Raw genomic sequence first — 17853 nt, forward strand, 5'->3', positions numbered from 1 at the left:
AGCTTGTTATGAGCCGCATAAAGGAAGAAGCAGTTGAAAACGTCGAAGCTAATGAAGAAGAATCTATTGTAGATAGCACGGACAGTGCAGCAGATGAGCTGGAAGAAGCGTTATCATCGTCTTCAACTCAGTATCAAAAGAAGATGGACGCGACGCAGCTATACCTGGGAGAAATTGGTTTCTCTCCGTTACTGACTGCTGAAGAGGAAGTCTTTTATTCCCGTCGTGCGTTAAAAGGCGACAAGGCAGCCCGCCGTCGTATGATTGAGAGTAATCTGAGGTTGGTTGTTAAAATTGCCCGTCGCTATTCTAATCGGGGACTGCCTTTATTAGATTTAGTTGAAGAAGGTAACCTCGGCCTTATCCGGGCGGTTGAAAAATTCGACCCTGAACGCGGGTTCCGCTTCTCAACTTACGCTACCTGGTGGATACGACAAACTATTGAGCGCGCAATTATGAACCAGACGCGCACCATTAGACTGCCGATTCACGTCGTTAAAGAGCTTAACGTGTATCTTCGTGCTGCCCGTGAACTTGCGCATAAACTGGATCACGAGCCAACCGCCGAAGACATTGCTAAAAGCCTCAATAAGCCCGTGGGTGATATCACTAAAATGTTGCGTCTGAATGAACGCATTGGTTCGGTAGATACGCCTATAGGCGGTGATAACGACAAAGCCTTGTTGGATATCCTCACCGATGATGCTGATACCGGACCGGAAGGTGTCTTGCAGGATGAAAACCTGAAAGGGAATATCACCGAATGGTTGCAGTCGCTAAATCAGAAACAACGTGAGGTACTGGCTCGCCGCTTTGGACTGATGGGCTATGAGCCTTCGACTCTGGAGGATGTTGGTCGTGAAATAGGCCTTACGCGTGAGCGAGTCCGGCAGATACAAGTGGAAGCTCTGCGTAAATTACGCGATTCGTTAAAACAGCAAGGCCTAACGTTAGACTCACTATTTACTGCTCAGTAAAAATAGCAGTTACTAAAAGTATTTAAAGCTTTAAAAGGCTCAACTTTGTGTTGAGCCTTTTTGTTTCTGTTGCCATTGGTAAAGAATATCCAGCGCCTGCTTCGGAGTCAGATCATTAATGTCCAGTTGTTCCAGCTCATCAAGCAGTGGGTTGCGTTTTTCTGTATGAGACGGGATAGCTTCAGGTGGAGGAGTGAGCTCCATAGTGGCTTGTTCGGGTTCGTTTAAACCACCATGGTGAGTATGCTCCAGTTCGGACAACTTTTGTTTTGCTTTATGAATGACATGCTCCGGAACCCCGGCCAGTTTAGCCACTTGCAAGCCAAAGCTCTGGCTGGCTGCTCCAGGGCTGACTTTATGTAAAAAAGCAATGGTATCGCCATGCTCTTTCGCATCGACGTGCACGTTTACCGTGGCTGGTAACTCTTCTGCCAATTCCGTTAACTCAAAGTAATGAGTGGCGAATAAGGTCAGGCACTGGAGTTGTCGGGACAGGTAATCGGCACAAGACCAAGCCAGTGACAAGCCGTCATAAGTTGAAGTGCCACGACCAATTTCATCCATAAGCACCAGGCTTTTTGCCGTGGCGTTATGCAGAATGTTCGCGGTTTCTGTCATTTCTACCATAAAAGTCGAACGGCCTGAGGCTAAATCGTCAGAGGCACCAATACGGGTAAAGATACGGTCAATGTCGCCAATAATTGCCTTGTCAGCCGGTACGTAGCAGCCCATGTGCGCCAAAATAACGATTAACGCAGCTTGTCGCATGTAAGTCGATTTACCACCCATGTTAGGGCCGGTTATCATCAGCATACGCTGCTGCGGCGTCAGCGACATGGGATTAGCAATAAAAGGCTCATCGCTCAGTTGTTCAATAACCGGATGACGGGCAGCTTCTAGTTCAATTAAGCTGGTTTCCTTTTGCAGTTGCGGGCGGCAATAACGATAATTGTCAGCCAGCCGTGCAAAACAGCACAAGGTATCGAGTTGAGCCAGACCCGAAGTACTTTTTTGCAATGCAGTCACCTGCGGCAGTAAGTGCTCAAAGAGTTGGTCGTAAAGCCATTTTTCTCTGGCCAGAGAACGCGCCTGAGCATTCAGAACTTTGTCTTCGTGCTCCTTTAACTCTGGAATAATATAGCGCTCTGTATTTTTTAGTGTCTGGCGACGCTGATAGTCATCGGGTACCGCTTCTGACGACTGCCGGCTGACCTCAATAAAGTAGCCGTGAACTCTGTTATAGCCAACTTTTAATGTGGCGATACCACTTCTCTCACGTTCACGCTGCTCCAGTTGTTTCAGGTAGTCGGTAGCACCCGTTGCAAGATCGCGCAATTCATCAAGCTCTCTATCATATCCTTCGGCAATAACACCGCCGTCGCGAATCAATAAAGGTGGCTGCTCAATAACGGCTTTAGTCAACAAGTCGACCACTTCTGGAAAGGGAGCAATAATGTCGTGCAGATAACTCAGCGAACGGTGAGATAAAAGCTCTCTGATTTCCGGTATTTTAGCCAGGCTGTCGCGCAAACGAGCAAAGTCTTTCGGACGCGCGCTTCGTAAGCCTACACGGGCAACAATACGTTCAATATCGGCTAACTGTTTTAATGTTAGCTGTATATTTTCAAAATTCAGATTTTCTTTTAATGCGTCGACAGCATCATAACGCTGGTTAAGTTCCTGATGGTTCCGAATAGGGCGCTGCAGCCAACGCTGGAACTGGCGGCTTCCCATAGCTGAAACGGTTTTGTCCAGTACAGCTGAAAGGTGTGTATCGCCTTCGCCCATGCTTTGCTGCAGCTCAAGGTTTCTGCGTGTTGCTGCGTCGAGAATAATAGCGTCTTGCGGATGTTCAGTTATTAGCGCCTGAATGTGAGGCAGGGCGGCGCGTTGAGTTTCTTTTACATAATGCAGAATAGCACCGGCGGCTGCCAGGGTAGGCTCATTATTTTTGATACCGAAGCCTTCTAAATGCTGAGTGCCAAACTGGCGAATAAGCAGCATAAAAGCGGTTTGTTGTTCAAACTCCCAGGCCGGTCGGCGTTTGCATTTCGCTTTTGCTAAAGGTAGTCCGGCCAAGGAAATAGACTCGGGATATAGCAGTTCGGCTGGCTCTAAACGCTGCATTTCTGCAGCCAGTTGTTCACTGGAATGAGCTTTGGTTAGCCAGAAACGGCCGCTACTTAGCTCCAGACTGGATATTGCGTATTCCGCTTCCGGCTGTTTTGGATTCAGCGGACAAATCGCAACTAACAGATTTTGTCTTTTTTCCGCTAACAGCGACTCGTCAGTGACGGTTCCCGGCGTGACAATACGCACGACTTTTCTTTCAACCGGACCTTTGCTGGTTGCCGGATCGCCAATTTGTTCGCAGATGGCAACGGATTCGCCCATATTGACCAGGCGCGCCAGATAGTTTTCTACTGCGTGATAGGGAACACCTGCCATTGGAATAGGTTCACCATTACTCTGACCCCGCGCTGTGAGGGAGATATCTAACAGTTGGGCTGAGCGTTTCGCGTCTTCAAAAAACAGTTCGTAAAAGTCCCCCATGCGATAGAATAAAAGCATGTCAGCATGCTCCGCTTTTATCCGTAGGTATTGCTGCATCATTGGGGTATGTGATTGGATCTGTTTATCAGAGAATTCAGGCATAATTGATTATTCTTATCTGGAGCCAGTGTTATGTTAGCAACCACGGCAATCGCGCCGCAAACCTTTAAACTCGCGGAACAAGTGGGTTCGAGTCTACAGCAGAAGCAGCAGACATTATGCACCGCAGAATCTTGTACCGGAGGAGGGATAGGATACGCTATTACCGAAGTTGCGGGAAGTTCTGCTTGGTTTAATGGTGGATTAATCACCTATACTAATGCCCTTAAGCAAAAGTTGCTGCTGGTTGAGTCTGACGTACTGGAAAAGCATGGTGCAGTTTCTGAAGCCTGTGTTCGGCAAATGGCCGTTGGAGCCATAGCGGCATGTGATGCCGATTGGGCTATTGCTGTGAGTGGTGTGGCAGGCCCCGCAGGCGGCACAGCGGATAAACCAGTGGGTTTGGTGTGGATGGCAATAGCAAATAGTGAAAGCTGTTGGTGCTGGTCTGAACAATTTGCAGGTGACCGCACTCAGGTGCGCTTACAAACCTTAGATACAGTTCTGGATAAACTTATAAATCTAATTGAATTACAATAACTTACTTTTGTTTTAATGAAAAAATAAGAACAACGCTTGATACTGTAAATGTGTACAGTATACTGTTTATAAAACCAGTGATTAATAACGGAGCTTATAATGAGCAATGATCGTCAAAAGGCGTTAGATGCAGCGCTCGGACAAATCGAACGTCAATTTGGTAAAGGTTCTATCATGCGTCTGGGTGATAACCAGACTCTGGATATCGATTCTGTTTCAACCGGTTCGTTAGGGCTGGATATTGCTCTTGGTATTGGTGGCTTGCCTTTTGGGCGGGTTGTAGAAATTTACGGTCCTGAGTCCAGTGGTAAAACGACCATGACTCTGGAAGTCATCGCCGAAGCGCAAAAAATGGGTAAGACCTGTGCCTTCGTAGATGCTGAGCACGCGTTAGACCCTATTTATGCCGAAGCTTTAGGTGTTAACGTTGATGACTTATTAATATCGCAACCAGATACCGGTGAGCAGGCTTTAGAAATTTGTGACATGCTGGTTCGTTCCGGCGCAGTCGATATTGTGATTGTTGACTCGGTAGCAGCGCTGACACCAAAAGCGGAAATTGAAGGCGAAATGGGCGATAGCCATGTTGGCTTGCAGGCTCGTTTAATGTCACAAGCCCTGCGTAAATTAACGTCGAACATTAAAAAATCCAACACCATGTGTATTTTCATCAACCAAATTCGGATGAAAATTGGTGTGATGTTTGGTAACCCTGAAACCACCACGGGTGGTAACGCCCTGAAGTTTTACTCTTCTGTTCGTCTGGATATTCGCCGTACCGGTGCATTGAAAGAAGGTGACGAAGTTGTGGGTAACGAAACCCGCGTGAAAGTGGTTAAAAACAAGGTGGCTCCTCCGTTTAAAGAAGCGCACTTCCAAATTTTATACGGCAAAGGTATTTCTAAAGAAGGTGAGCTTATTGACCTGGGTGTTAAGCACAAAATGGTTGATAAAGCCGGTGCCTGGTACAGTTATAACGGCGACAAAATTGGTCAGGGTAAAGCTAACTCAATGAAGTTTTTGCAGGACAACCCTAAAATTGCCGATGAATTAGAAGGTCGTATTCGCGAACTGTTGTTGTCAAAACCAGAAAAGAGAACAAAAGAAATTCGTGAAGCTGAGCGCGCTGCTGCGAAAGAAGATGCGAAGAGCGAAGCTAAAGCAGACAAGAAAACAGAAAAGAAAGGTAATGAGAAAGATGATATCAGTTTGTCATAACTGATTTGTTTTTCGGAATAACAAGCCGGAGCTTATTGCTCCGGTTTTTTTATAAGTAAAAATTACTGAAACGCACTTTTGGGTGAGCTGACTGAGAACAGCTCCTGATAAAGTTTAGCGGCATACCCGTCAGTCATGCCGGAAAGGTAATCAGAAATTACGCGCAGAGCATTCCCACCTTTTTGTTGCTGTTGCAGATAACGCAAACGGGTATTTTCAGGCAATAAACGTTCCGGCTCTACGGCTAAAACCTCAAATAGTTCCATAACAATCTGTTGGCCTTTAAACTCCTGTGCCTGCATTTCAGGCTTTCGAATCACCCATTTAAAAATAAATTGCTTTAACGAGTTCAGTAGAATTTTTTCGGCAGCTCCTAACTGAACTTCATATTGCAGCAAAGGGCAGTCAAAATTGTATTCAGTAGAGTTCAGTCTTGCTGAGGTAAGCAGCCGGTTAACTAACCCTCCTATTGCCTGCTTGCGGAGGTGATGGCTGCCAGAAAAAAGATCTTCGGTTAACTTTCGGGCGTTAAAGCCGGAAAGCTCTGCTTCAAGCTGCTGTAAATCGGAGAACATGTGTTCTTCCCAGTGATGCCGCTGGATCAGGCCGACAACAATGGCGTCCTCAAGATCGTGAACGCCGTATGCGATATCGTCTGCAGCTTCCATAATGGACGCATCAATACTTTTAAGGGCGCTTTTTCCGTGGGTACTTTGTGTCGCTTCGTGCACTAATGCCTGAAAATTTTTCTTATCGTTAGTGCTTAGCGGCTGAAGTACCCAGTCTAGCTGCTCTGAGTCGTCGTCATACAAGGCTTTTGGTGGTAGCCATTCGCGGGTGGGCAAATGACGAAAGTTTGTTACCTCAGGGGGAAGTTCTTGCCTTCGGATTGCGCTCGCTAATACCGGGTACTTTAACAGCCCCAACAGAGTTCTTCTGGTTAAGCTCATGCCATGCTCAGGCGTGTAAGCTTCAAGCTGGGTGACAATACGAAATGTTTGGCCGTTACCTTCAAACCCGCCGTTATTGCGCATCATATAATTAAGAGCAATTTCGCCACCGTGGCCAAATGGCGGATGGCCTATGTCGTGAGCCAGACATAAAGACTCTAGCAAAGGCTCTGACAGCTCCAGTTGCTCAGCCAGTGCCGGATGCCGGTTACTTAAATGAACTACCAGGCTGGCACCAATTTGACTGGCTTCCAGCGAATGGGTCAATCGTGTACGGGGGAAGTCGTGCATACCAACATACATAACCTGAGTTTTTGCCTGCAGCCGTCTGAATGCCGCACTGTGAAGAATTCGGGCTTTGTCCCGTTGAAAGTTTGTGCGGGTATCGTTAGGGCGCTGTTCTGATGTACCTGACTGACGTTCTGTCCAAATCATCTAACTGCTCAGTGATGTTGTTGACGAATGAGTAATCATAGTACGATAGATACATTATTAAGAAAAGTAGGAAACAGCACATGTCTGAAGTGAAAGTCGCTTTAGCTCTGGGCTCTGGAGCGGCAAGAGGATGGGCGCACATTGGTGTCATTAAGGCATTGGAAGAGATGGGCGTACGTATAAATATGGTGGCCGGTACATCAATTGGCTCGTTAGTGGGGGCTGGTTATGCGTCCGGGCGGTTGGCGGAGATAGAACAATGGGTTCAGGGCATGAACCGTTGGGAAGTGTTTAATTTGCTGGATTTTGGTTTTAACCATGGCGGCATTATTGGTGGAGAAAAAGTCTTTAACCGCGCGCGGGAAGAATTTGGTCAACGCAATATAGAAGGTTTGCCTGTTACTTATGGTGCCGTTGCGACCGATTTATACAGCGGTCGCGAAATTTGGTTACGTAAGGGCGACCTTTATGATGTTTCCAGAGCATCTTGTGCCATGCCGGGCGTGTTGTCACCGAAGTCTCTTGACGGACGCTGGCTAATAGACGGAGGCTTGGTGAACCCAGTGCCGGTGTCGTTGTGCCGAGCTTTGGGGGCAGATTTTGTTATTGCTGTGCATCTTAATTCGCAATTAAATTCAAAAGCGTTGAAACGCAGAGGGCGAAGCATCCCACCTCAGACGGAAACCGAGCAGGTTGAAAAAGAAAAAGCTGATATGGAAGAGCACGGAGAGGATGATAACGGCTTTTTTGACAGCCTTTGGTCAGGCAGTAAAGAGTATCTGGACAGTTTTAAAGAACGCTTTAGAAATAATGGTGAAAAAGCGCCGGGGATGTTCAGTGTTATGGCAAGCTCCATAGACATTATGCAGGAGCGTATTACTAAGGCCCGTATGGCGGGTGATCCGCCGGATATTTTAGTGCAGCCTAAGCTTGGCCATATCGGTATTATGGAGTTTTATCGGGGTCAGGAAGCCATTGATCTGGGTTACGATACAACCACCAGAATGCGTGACTTGATTATGGAAGAAATTGAACTTTATCGTGAGCGCAGAGGTTAGTCAGATTTTCTCTGAGTTGAAAAGATAAAGCCGTCTCGCCTGCGCTGAGACGAGACGGCTATTATTCTTAATAACCAGCGGCGTGCCCATCCTTACGGCTTTCAGAAGCACCAATATAGACATCTTGTTCATGGTCTTTCCAGATAGCCTGATAGCCACCGTAGGGTCCCACGGCTTCCTGTAGTGTGTGCCCCATTTTTATTAATTCACGGCGAGTGTTTTTTGAGAAACCATTTTCCAGACTAACAACGCCACCATCTTCCATTATCGATCCTGTTGGCTGACTTGAGCCTGTATGCAGAATACGCGGCGCGTCACCGGCTTCTTGCAAGTTCATATCAAAATCAATGAGGTTGATAAGAATTTGTGCGTGCATTTGTGGCTGCGTAGCTCCTCCCATAACTCCGTAGCTCATAAGCGGCTTACCGTCCTTAGTGACGAAAGCAGGGATAATGGTGTGGAAAGGGCGTTTACCTGGTTCAAATACGTTACGGTGGTTTGGGTCTAACGCAAAGAGCTCGCCCCGGTTTTGCAGAACGAAACCTAAACCGGTTGGAGTAACGCCTGAACCCATACCGCGATAGTTACTTTGAATGAGTGACACCATATTGCCATCTTTATCGGCAGTGGTCAGATAAATAGTGTCGCCCTCTGTTGGCGGGTTACCCGGCTCAAAGGAGCGTCCGGCGCGTTCAGAGTTAATTAGCTGCGAGCGTTTTTTGCCGTACTCTTTGTCGATAAGACCCTGAACCGGTACGTCATTGAACGCCGGATCCGAATAGTATTTAGCACGGTCTTCAAACGCCAGCTTTTTGGCCTCTACAAAATGATGAATGTACTCGGGGCTATCGTGACCCATGGTTTTGATATCAAATTGCTCAAGTATATTCAGAATCTGCAGTGCTGCTATGCCCTGTGTATTGGGTGGTAATTCCCATAAGTCGTAGCCGCGATAGTTAGTGGATACGGGATCAACCCAGGTAGAGCTATGTTGCGCTAAATCATCATATGAGAGAAAACCGTCGTGCTTTTCGACAAAGTCGCTGATAGTACGGGCTATCTTCCCTTTGTAAAAGCTGTCGCGACCCTCATTTGCCAATATTTTGTATGTATTGGCAAGGTCGGGGTTTTTAAAACGTTCGCCTTTTTCCGGAACACTACCGTCACGCATAAAGACATCGGCAAAACCGGGAATATCTTTCAGTACCTCGGCATTGCGTTTCATGTAATACGCGATAACTTCAGTCACCGGAAAGCCAGACTCTGCATAATGAATGGCGGGTTGCAGAATTTTCTCCATGCTCGCCTCACCAAAACGGTCGTGTAGCTCAAACCAGCCATCTACCGCCCCAGGTACGGATAAGGGAAGTACACCGCGAGCCGGAATTGATTCGTACCCGTTTTCTTTAAAATAGTCGAGCGTTAAGCTCTGGGGGGAACGGCCAGAGGCATTGAGGCCATGAAGTTTCTTAGCCTCAGCATCCCAGACAATAGCGTAGAGGTCACCACCAATACCGTTTCCGGTTGGCTCAACCAGACCTAATACCGCGTTAGCTGCAATAGCGGCATCTATTGCATTGCCGCCTTCCTGCATAATATCTAACGCAACTTGCGTAGCTAATGGCTGGCTTGTTGCGGCCATTGCCGTAGGTGCCATCGCTTCTGAGCGGGTAGCAAAGTGATGCCCGGTAATACGGTCACTGGCATTACTGGGTAAGGTTGTTGCCGCGCAGGAAAATGCGAGCGCCGCGGATGCAATAATATTTAATTTAGCCATAGTGGTTACCTTCTTGTTTTTCTACCACTATAGGCCGGACTTCTAAAACAAAAAAGACCAGCCACGATGGGCTGGTCTTTTTATCAGTTACAAGGCGTAAATAGCTTAGCCTTTTTTGTCACCATGGTAGTAGCCGTCGATGACACTTTCCATTTCAACAAATTTGTCCTGAAGCTCCTGAGACGGTTCATCTGTCAGCTTACTGAAGATAATAATCGCCAGAGTCGACAGAATAAAGCCGGGTACCATTTCATAGACGACTTCTTCACTAAGGTCGATACCGAACAGTATTGGACTGAAAATCCAAAGTAGAACGGTAATTGCGCCGGTAAGCATACCCGCTAGTGCACCATTACGGTTCATACGCTTCCAGAACAGACTGAGAATAACGACTGGGCCAAAGGCTGCCCCGAATCCTGCCCAGGCTTTAGATACCAGAGCCAGTACCGTTTCTGTCTCACCGTATGCCAAGTAAATAGCGACCAGAGTCACAACTAAAACCGACAATCGACCGACCATTACAAGCTCTCTTTCACTTGCGTCTTTACGCAGGAAGGCTTTATAAAAGTCCTCAGTTAATGAACTGGAACTAACCAGTAACTGAGAAGAAATTGTACTCATAATTGCGGCAAGAATAGCGGCAAGCAGGAAACCACCAATAAGTGGGTGGAACAGTACCTGAGAGAACTCAATAAAGATGGTCTCAGCATCAGCTATTCCCATTGGCTGAGTTGCCACATAGGCGATACCAACAAAACCAGTTGCCATAGCGCCGATGATGGATACCACCATCCACGACACGCCAATACGACGAGCTGCTTTTACATCGCTAACTGAACGTATTGCCATAAAGCGTACGATAATGTGTGGTTGGCCAAAGTAGCCAAGACCCCAGGCCAGCAGTGAGACGATACCCAGAAAGCCAATCGCTTCGCCTTTGTCTACGTTGTAGAAAAAGTCGAGGAAGTTAGTATCAATGTCGTTAACCTGTCCAACTACACTGCTGTATCCACCGAGGTCGACAAAAGCCACGATAGGCACCAGCACCAAAGCGACAAACATAATACAGCCTTGCACAAAGTCGGTCATGCTAACCGCTAGGAAACCTCCAAATAAGGTATAGGCGCAGACCACGCCGGCTGTTACCCAAAGGCCAGTGGTGTAGTCCATGCCGAAGGAGCTGTCGAACAGCTTGCCTCCCGCAACTAAGCTGGCAGACGTGTACAAGGTGAAGAAGATGATAATAACGACTGAGGAAAAAATACGCAGACGTCGACCTTTATCGTTAAAACGATTAGAAAAATAGCCTGGTATCGTAATTGAGTCGTTAGCAACTTCGGTGTAGGTTCTGAGGCGGGGCGCCACAATGACATAGTTTAAGAATGCACCAATGACCAGACCCACTGCAATCCACAACTGAGATACGCCAGAGACGTAAATTGCACCGGGTAAGCCCATCAACATCCAACCACTCATATCGGATGCACCTGCTGATAATGCCGTAACTGCAGGGCCTAAGCCTCGTCCTCCAAGCATATAGCCTGAAACTGAGTCGGTAGACTTTTTATAGGCGTAAAGCCCAATACCTAGCATGACAATAAAGTACAGCGCTAGTGATATCAGAGTACCTGTTTCCACATTAAACTCCCGTTTTTTAGTTTTTAGTCAGCGATCTTAGCGCTTCTGTCGCTGTTATATTGAATGTTCTGTTTTAAATGTTCGTGCAGCAATTGTTGAACGTAAGTTTGCTGCGTGTCCTCTAGTACTATGTCTGTTTTATCAAACGCGATCATTTTACCACGATATAAAATTAAGATCTTATCCGCAATGTGTTTCACGATTTGCGGCGAATGTGTCACTAAAATGTAAGAAATACCCATATCTTTCTGAAGATCGAGCATAAGATTAATGATTTGAGCTCTAATTGATGGGTCAAGTGCAACCAGGGCTTCGTCGGCGACAACAATCTGCGGTTCCAGAATAATGGCACGCGCAATACAGACTCTTTGTTTTTGTCCGCTGGACAGCATGTGAGGGTAGAATTCCCAGTGTTCACGTAGCATACCAACGCGTTGCAAGGTTAAATTGACCCGCTCCTGACGTTCGGCAGCCGTTAACTGGGTATTAAATAACAGAGGCTCTTCCAGCTGTTTACCTATATTCAGATGCGCATTCAGAGAGTTTTCACTGTCCTGAAATATCATACGAATGTTGTTACATAGCTGAGGGTAGTTATTGCTATGAAGCTTCTGGCCATTAAGCAGAATTTCGCCACTGGTTGCGGTGTCTACACCACCAATAATTTGTGCCAGGGTCGATTTTCCCGATCCGGTCTCGCCCATTACTGCCAGTATTTCGCCAGCTTCAAGGGTGAAAGATAAAGGCTCTATCGCTATCGACTTAGGAGTCCATGGCCAGCCTTTTCGGGAGCGATAAGTCTTGCCGAGATTTCGAACTTCCAGTAAGTGACTCATGAGCTGCTATCCAGTAGCGGGAAATGGCAATGATACACACGTTGCCGGTCGTGAGTGGCCCGTGGGGCTTTAACGCAGGTCTTTTGAGCGTAAGGGCACCGGGGACCCAGACGACACCCAATTGGCATATGCCGCAAGGTTGGTATAGAACCGGGTAGGGTCGGTAAACGCGCTTTGTGAGGCAACTCCTGCTGCGTTTGCAATGACATGCGAAGCATCGAGTCGGTATAAGGGTGCGCCGGTTCCGACAAAATGTCCTGAGCAGGACCGGTCTCCATTAGCTGCCCACAATAAAGCAAGGTTAAGCGTTTGGTCTCAGGCAAAATGGAGCCGACATCCTGAGAAATTAGCACCACGGACATTTTTTGGCTAACCGCCAGTCGTGCCAGCAAACGATGGATCTGTAAACGGGTTGAAGGTTCCATCGCGGTGGTGGGTTCGTCGGCAATAAGGAGTCTGGGACGGTGAGCAATGGCTATAGCAATACTCACTTTTTGCGCTATGCCCTGAGACAATTCAAAAGGGTAGCTTTCCATTATAGATTCGTGGTCGCGAATGCCCACTCGGTGAAGCAGTCTTTTGACCCGGGTTTTACGATCAACCCGGCGACGCATGAATGTACCCCGAACATCCCCTTGTGGAATAGCTTCCACAATTTGTTGCTCTACTGTGCTGTTAGGATCGAGGTAGGCATTAGGGTCCTGAAAAATCATAGCCATATCGCGGCCGGTAATTTGCCGGCGCTGCTTTGGCGTCATTGCCAGTAAATCCTGTCCGTTCCACCAAAGTCTGTCGGCGGTAACTTGCCAGTTAGGGTTGATAAAACCCATAATGGCTTTTGCCAGCAAGCTTTTCCCCGACCCGGATTCGCCCACAATACTGTGAATTTCTCCCTCGGTAAGCTGCAGATTGACTTTATCCAATACTCGAACGATGCCGTGCGCTGTTTGCATCTCTACTGTCAGATTGCGTATATCGAGTAACTGCATTAGCTGTTAACCCTTTCTTTTAATGCACGGCGCAGGCTGTCTCCGACAATGTTAATGGCCATAATGGTAATAAACAAGGTTACGCCCGGCAGCACCATGGACCAGGGCGATAAATAAACCTCGTCCAGACTGCGTGCCAGCATGCTGCCCCATTCGGGAGTTGGTGCCTGAATACCCAGCCCAAGAAAGCTAAGAGCCGCAATATCCATAATAGCAACGGAAAGCGATACCGTAAGCTGCATGACCAATGTGGGGGTCACGTTAGGTAATATCACCCGGTAAAGCAAGTAGGCTTTGGAGCAACCATTGAGTCTCGAGGCGGTAACATAGTCCTTATGCCATTCTTCGTGCACCGCATTACGGGTAACGAAGATAAACTGTGGAATTAACGAAAGCGTTATAGCAAAGGCTACGTTATTAAAACCGGTACCGAGAATCGCAATGATGATAAGCGCCATCAAGAAGGAAGGAATGGACAGCAAAGTATCAAAAAGTCGCGATAAGCTTTGGTATTTTATAGTTCGGTCGATACCGGCAAGAGCCCCTATGCTCATGCCAATTAGTGAGGATACAGCAACCATAAGTATGGGGAGTCCCAGACTGTATAGTCCACCAATTAATAGCCGCGATAGCATGTCCCGACCTAAATCGTCGGTGCCAAACAAATAATTCATATTGCCGCTTTCGACCCATGAAGGGGGAAGTGCAATGGCATCAGAGAACTGGGCTGACGTATTAAAGGGTGCGAGCAAGGGGGACAGCAACACAACCAATATCATTGCCAGCAGAACATACAAGGCGGCCATGGAGAGAAACCTTGAGCGGAAGCTCTTCCAGACTAGCTTGAGTGGCGACGGGGTTTCATCGTGATGGTAAAGATTAACGTGTGGCATATTGTTCGTGCCTCACTATTGGGAATCGCCAGCCATGATATAGCTCGACCAGTAAGTTAAAGAACAAAATAACGAAAGCGAACATTAATACAGCGGCCTGAATAATAGGGTAGTCACGTTCAAAAATACTGCGGATAAGCCAATTGCCCATTCCCGGCCAGTTAAAAATGGATTCAACCACAATGCTGTTGGTTAACAGTAAACTGAAAATTAGGGTGGTCTGTTGCAGTACCGATTGCACGGCATTAGGAATAGCGTGTTTTACCAGTACTCTAAATTCACTTAACCCGCGGGCACGAGCCGCTTTTACGAAAGGTTTTTGCAGCATTTCCTGGGTTGCATTTCGCATTAAGCGCAGTAACAGCATCATTGGCATGATAGCCAGTATGATCACCGGCAGAACAATATGATTTAAAGCGTCCTGAAGCGCCGCGGCTTTATATTCCGAGTCACTTAAAAATACATCGATGAGAATTGAACCGGTTTGTGGTTCGACACCATATAAAGGGTTTATCTGGCCGGTAATAGGGAACCAACCGAGTTTTATGGCAAACAGTAGTATCAGTAACTGAGCTAACCAGAAAACCGGGATAGAGTAACCAACCATAGCCAGACTTATTACCGTCTGATCGGAGCGCTGACGAAAGCGGGAGGCAGCAAATACACCTAATGGTAAACCAAAAATAATGGCAACCAGTAAGGCCAGAAGAATGAGCTCCATTGAGGCCATAAAGTGTTGAATACCATCGGCAAATACCGGTGTACCATTACTCAGCGATAGCCCCCAGTCGCCGGCAAACAAGTGTTGCAGGTAACGCATGTATTGAATGGCCAGGTTCTGGTCACCGCCACGCAGTTCAACCATGAGTGGATAACTGCTCTGGAACGACCGGATGCCGCTCATATTGGTTATTGGGTCGCCCGGAAACAAGTAATTGAGGCTAAAACTAAACACCGTTAGTAAAAACACAGCAATAATAAAAACGCTTAAACGGCCTATAAGATAGCGGGTCATTGTGACTCTTCCTCCGCGGTATCTTTGGTGGCCAGGCGAAAGTTAATACCGCCATAAGGGGGAAGTTCTACGCCGCTGATGTTTTTCTGCTGTGCCTGAAAGCGTTTTGAGTGGGCAATAGGTAATAAAGGTTGCTGCTGATTCAGTAAGTGCTGAGCTGACTGATACAGAGCTTTACGCTCTTCCGGAACCGTGGTTGCTATGGCGCTGTAAAGCAACTGGTCAAAACCCGGGTGGCACCAGTTAGCCCGGTTGCCACCGGTAGCTACGGCAGCACAGCTCAACAGTGGTCTGAAAAAGTTGTCAGGGTCAGCATTGTCGGCATACCAACCAATGAGCACGGTATCGTGTTCACCACGAGAAAGGCGTCGGCGAAAGGTGTTCCACTCATAAGAAACAATGCTAGCAGAAACGCCAATTTGAGCTAAGTCTGACTGCATCAGTTCCGCCATTCTGCGGGCGTTAGGGTTGTAGACGCGCTGTACCGGCATAGCCCAGATGTTAATATTCAAATTTGAATGACCGGCTTCTTCCAATAAACGTTTGGCTTTTTCCGGGTCATACTGATACTGAATGCCACGGTCATCATAAGCCCAGGATGTTGGCGGTAGTATTGATTGTGCGAGCTCAGCATTACCGTAATATATGGTCTGAATAATTGCTTCGCGGTTAATGGCGTGGCTCAGAGCCTGACGAACCCTGGGGTCATCAAAAGGTGCTTTCTCAGTATTAAATGCCCAGAAAGAGACGTTTGGACTTACTTCATCGGTGACGATTAACTGTTCCCTGTTGAGCGCCTGCAACTCACTCACTAGCGGATAAGGAATAATGTCACATTCGCCGGTGACCAATTTAAGCATACGCTTGTTCGCGTTCGGAGTAATAGAATACACCAGATGTTCAATTCCCGGGCCTTCCCGCCAATACCCAGGATGTCGGGAGTAACGTATTAACACGTCTTTGCGATAACTCTCGAAACGATAGGGGCCGGTTCCTATGGGTAAAGCATCAATTTGCCCGGGCCGGTCGTCAATCAAAAGTTGTTGGGCGTACTCAGCGGATAAAATAATGGCGAAGTCTGTTGCAAGGTTCGCTAAAAAGGAACTGTCGGCATTATTCAGCACAATATCGACCGTCATTTTGTCAATTTTGACAACTTTATTTATTAGTTGATCCAGCCCTGTGGCTCTGAAAAAGGGATAGCTCCCTCCGACCTGATGATAAAGACTGGTCTCATCCAGCCACCGGTTAAAGCTGAATTGAACGTCTTCAGCGGTTAGTTCGCGGCTGGGCTGAAAGTAGTTGGTGGTATGAAACTTTACGCCTTCGCGCAAATGAAACCGATAACGAGTGCCGTTATCCAGAGTTTCCCAGCGCTTCGCAAGTGCAGGTACAAATTTTTGTTGCTCAGCATCGTAATCAATTAACCGGTCGTAGAGTTGAGCTGCAGTTGCATCAACGGTAGTGCCCGAAGTAACAAGCTGTGGATTAAAAGAAGCGGGGTTGCCTTCTGAACAGTAAATAATACCGTTGGCCAGGGGAGCAGGCTCTGGCTCCTCAGACTGACAGCCTGAGAGAAACACTGCTGCAATAACAAGCACATTGGCGTACGCTTTAATCATTAGCTGCAGAAGCCCCTTCCAATAACTGATACTTTTTTAAGTAGCCTCGTAACTGATGATAAGTCAGTCCAAGAAAATTAGCTGTTTTCTTTTGGTTAAACTGACATAAACGCAAGGCTTGCGACAAGACATCAATTTCATACTCTTGCGACTTTTGCTTAAAGTCTATTGGTTGATCGGCGTTGAGTTTCGGCATATCAATTATTTCATTACTTTCAGTATTGCTTTGTTCATTGGCCAATGGCTCTTGCGCAACTGTTTTTTCCGTAACCGGAGTTTTTGGCCGGAACGGACTGTTAAATGGGTCAATAATAATGTCATGAATAGGGACATGACCATTTCCCAGCCGATATAAGCTTCGCTCTACTGTGTTTTTAAGCTCGCGTACGTTACCGGGCCAATGATATTCAAGCAAGGTTTTACGGGCTTTCTCGGAAAAACCACTGAATAACTCCAGTTCCATTTCGCGTGCCATAGAAATAGCAAAGTGCTCAGCAAGTAACATGATATCGTCGCGGCGTTCACGTAGCGGTGGCAGGGTAATAACATCAAATGCCAGGCGATCCAGCAGATCGGAACGAAACTTGCCCTTGGCAGCCAATGACGGGAGGTCTTCATTGGTAGCGGCAATGAGGCGAGTATCGACTTTAACCGAATGGCGGCCACCCACTCGTTCAAATTCTCCGTACTCAATAACCCGCAGCAGCTTTTCCTGAACCCGCAAGGACGTATTGGCTAATTCATCAAGAAATAACGAACCACTGTCAGCGCGTTCAAAACGACCTTCGTGCTTTTTTGCCGCGCCGGTAAAAGCGCCGGCTTCATGTCCAAAGAGTTCACTGTCGAGTAAGTTTTCATTAAGTGCGGCACAGTTGAGGGTAACGTATTGCTGTTGCCAGCGTCTGGAAAGATAATGACAACGCGCCGCAATAAGCTCTTTACCTGTACCACGTTCACCAATAATTAATACGGGCTTATCGAGGGGAGCAATCTGCGACACTTGTTCCAGCACATCGGAAAAGCTGTTGGATTGTCCGATGAGGTTGTCGGGTTTTCGCTCAGGGCGCATGTCGAATGCCTTATATTATAGTTATTTTTGCTAATTATTAGTTTATTTTACGAACTCCCGCAAGGGTGTAATTCACATAAACTATAAAAAGTATTTATAAAACAAGTTGTTATGGCATAAATAAAAGTTGGCCTGATACTTGAATAATAAATCATCGAGTTGTTTATTAAACCAGTATGAGGTC

At 47.0% G+C, this 17853-nt stretch carries 14 protein-coding genes; 4 read left to right on the forward strand and 10 right to left on the reverse strand.

Annotated elements, in window-relative coordinates; all coding sequences use genetic code 11:
- Window positions 1-8: 8 nt before the first annotated feature.
- On the forward strand, window positions 9-977 hold the full coding sequence (gene rpoS / locus DEU30_RS02270) for an RNA polymerase sigma factor RpoS (RefSeq protein WP_114981395.1): 969 nt from the start codon (window positions 9-11) through the stop codon (window positions 975-977).
- 39 nt (window positions 978-1016) lie between these two features.
- Here the strand turns inward: rpoS and mutS are convergent, their stop codons facing one another.
- Entirely contained in the window at window positions 1017-3632 is a 2616-nt protein-coding gene (mutS, locus tag DEU30_RS02275) for a DNA mismatch repair protein MutS (protein ID WP_181813901.1), read from the reverse strand.
- A 30-nt stretch (window positions 3633-3662) separates the two neighbouring features.
- Between mutS and DEU30_RS02280 the strand changes: the two genes are divergently transcribed.
- Window positions 3663-4169, forward strand: coding sequence for a CinA family protein (locus DEU30_RS02280; protein ID WP_114981394.1), 507 nt, complete (start codon window positions 3663-3665; stop codon window positions 4167-4169).
- 99 nt (window positions 4170-4268) lie between these two features.
- Window positions 4269-5387 (forward strand): recombinase RecA, encoded by a 1119-nt coding sequence (recA, locus tag DEU30_RS02285; protein ID WP_011233994.1) that lies wholly within the window; start codon window positions 4269-4271, stop codon window positions 5385-5387.
- 62 nt (window positions 5388-5449) lie between these two features.
- On the opposite strand, the gene DEU30_RS02290 is transcribed toward recA, so the two are convergent.
- The gene (locus DEU30_RS02290; protein ID WP_114981393.1) at window positions 5450-6772 is read right to left on the reverse strand and encodes an anti-phage deoxyguanosine triphosphatase; all 1323 of its coding nucleotides are present in this window, start codon (window positions 6770-6772) and stop codon (window positions 5450-5452) included.
- Window positions 6773-6852: 80 nt separating this feature from the next.
- Here DEU30_RS02290 and rssA point away from each other — a divergent pair, with 80 nt between their 5' ends.
- Entirely contained in the window at window positions 6853-7830 is a 978-nt protein-coding gene (gene rssA, locus DEU30_RS02295) for a patatin-like phospholipase RssA (RefSeq protein ID WP_114981392.1), read from the forward strand.
- Window positions 7831-7897: 67 nt separating this feature from the next.
- Here the strand turns inward: rssA and ggt are convergent, their stop codons facing one another.
- The 8 genes from ggt to pspF all read right to left on the reverse strand — a co-directional run bounded on the left by ggt (window position 7898) and on the right by pspF (window position 17669).
- Complete coding sequence (gene ggt / locus DEU30_RS02300) at window positions 7898-9607, reverse strand: gamma-glutamyltransferase (protein WP_114981391.1); 1710 nt, start codon at window positions 9605-9607, stop codon at window positions 7898-7900.
- Between the two features lie 105 nt (window positions 9608-9712).
- Window positions 9713-11245, reverse strand: coding sequence for a sodium/proline symporter PutP (putP, locus tag DEU30_RS02305; RefSeq protein ID WP_114981390.1), 1533 nt, complete (start codon window positions 11243-11245; stop codon window positions 9713-9715).
- 23 nt (window positions 11246-11268) lie between these two features.
- Window positions 11269-12081, reverse strand: coding sequence for an ATP-binding cassette domain-containing protein (locus tag DEU30_RS02310; RefSeq protein WP_114981389.1), 813 nt, complete (start codon window positions 12079-12081; stop codon window positions 11269-11271).
- A complete protein-coding gene (locus DEU30_RS02315) occupies window positions 12078-13070 on the reverse strand; it encodes an oligopeptide/dipeptide ABC transporter ATP-binding protein (protein ID WP_011233988.1) in 993 nt (330 codons plus the stop codon). The genes DEU30_RS02310 and DEU30_RS02315 overlap by 4 nt, the downstream gene beginning before the upstream one ends.
- Window positions 13070-13963, reverse strand: a complete 894-nt coding sequence (locus DEU30_RS02320) for an ABC transporter permease subunit (protein WP_034820655.1) — start codon at window positions 13961-13963, stop codon at window positions 13070-13072. Before DEU30_RS02320 ends, DEU30_RS02315 begins: the two co-directional genes overlap by 1 nt.
- Entirely contained in the window at window positions 13950-14978 is a 1029-nt protein-coding gene (locus tag DEU30_RS02325; protein WP_034820656.1) for an ABC transporter permease, read from the reverse strand. Before DEU30_RS02325 ends, DEU30_RS02320 begins: the two co-directional genes overlap by 14 nt.
- Window positions 14975-16600 carry an ABC transporter substrate-binding protein gene (locus tag DEU30_RS02330; RefSeq protein WP_034820659.1) on the reverse strand — a complete coding sequence of 542 codons (1626 nt, stop codon included), beginning with the start codon at window positions 16598-16600 and terminating at the stop codon, window positions 14975-14977. Before DEU30_RS02330 ends, DEU30_RS02325 begins: the two co-directional genes overlap by 4 nt.
- The gene (gene pspF / locus DEU30_RS02335; RefSeq protein WP_114981388.1) at window positions 16593-17669 is read right to left on the reverse strand and encodes a phage shock protein operon transcriptional activator; all 1077 of its coding nucleotides are present in this window, start codon (window positions 17667-17669) and stop codon (window positions 16593-16595) included. Before pspF ends, DEU30_RS02330 begins: the two co-directional genes overlap by 8 nt.
- Window positions 17670-17853: the final 184 nt, after the last annotated feature.

This window comes from Idiomarina sp. 017G, from assembly GCF_004362265.1.
In the GTDB taxonomy this organism is placed as follows: domain Bacteria; phylum Pseudomonadota; class Gammaproteobacteria; order Enterobacterales; family Alteromonadaceae; genus Idiomarina; species Idiomarina loihiensis.

Excerpts from the sequence above, each read along its gene's own strand:
- rpoS (WP_114981395.1), top strand. The coding sequence starts at position 9 with ATGAGCCGCATAAAGGAAGAAGCAGTTGAAAACGTCGAAGCTAATGAA.
- mutS (WP_181813901.1), bottom strand. The coding sequence starts at position 3,632 with ATGCCTGAATTCTCTGATAAACAGATCCAATCACATACCCCAATGATG.
- DEU30_RS02280 (WP_114981394.1), top strand. The coding sequence starts at position 3,663 with ATGTTAGCAACCACGGCAATCGCGCCGCAAACCTTTAAACTCGCGGAA.
- recA (WP_011233994.1), top strand. The coding sequence starts at position 4,269 with ATGAGCAATGATCGTCAAAAGGCGTTAGATGCAGCGCTCGGACAAATC.
- DEU30_RS02290 (WP_114981393.1), bottom strand. The coding sequence starts at position 6,772 with ATGATTTGGACAGAACGTCAGTCAGGTACATCAGAACAGCGCCCTAAC.
- rssA (WP_114981392.1), top strand. The coding sequence starts at position 6,853 with ATGTCTGAAGTGAAAGTCGCTTTAGCTCTGGGCTCTGGAGCGGCAAGA.
- ggt (WP_114981391.1), bottom strand. The coding sequence starts at position 9,607 with ATGGCTAAATTAAATATTATTGCATCCGCGGCGCTCGCATTTTCCTGC.
- DEU30_RS02310 (WP_114981389.1), bottom strand. The coding sequence starts at position 12,081 with ATGAGTCACTTACTGGAAGTTCGAAATCTCGGCAAGACTTATCGCTCC.
- DEU30_RS02315 (WP_011233988.1), bottom strand. The coding sequence starts at position 13,070 with ATGCAGTTACTCGATATACGCAATCTGACAGTAGAGATGCAAACAGCG.
- DEU30_RS02320 (WP_034820655.1), bottom strand. The coding sequence starts at position 13,963 with ATGCCACACGTTAATCTTTACCATCACGATGAAACCCCGTCGCCACTC.
- DEU30_RS02325 (WP_034820656.1), bottom strand. The coding sequence starts at position 14,978 with ATGACCCGCTATCTTATAGGCCGTTTAAGCGTTTTTATTATTGCTGTG.
- DEU30_RS02330 (WP_034820659.1), bottom strand. The coding sequence starts at position 16,600 with ATGATTAAAGCGTACGCCAATGTGCTTGTTATTGCAGCAGTGTTTCTC.
- pspF (WP_114981388.1), bottom strand. The coding sequence starts at position 17,669 with ATGCGCCCTGAGCGAAAACCCGACAACCTCATCGGACAATCCAACAGC.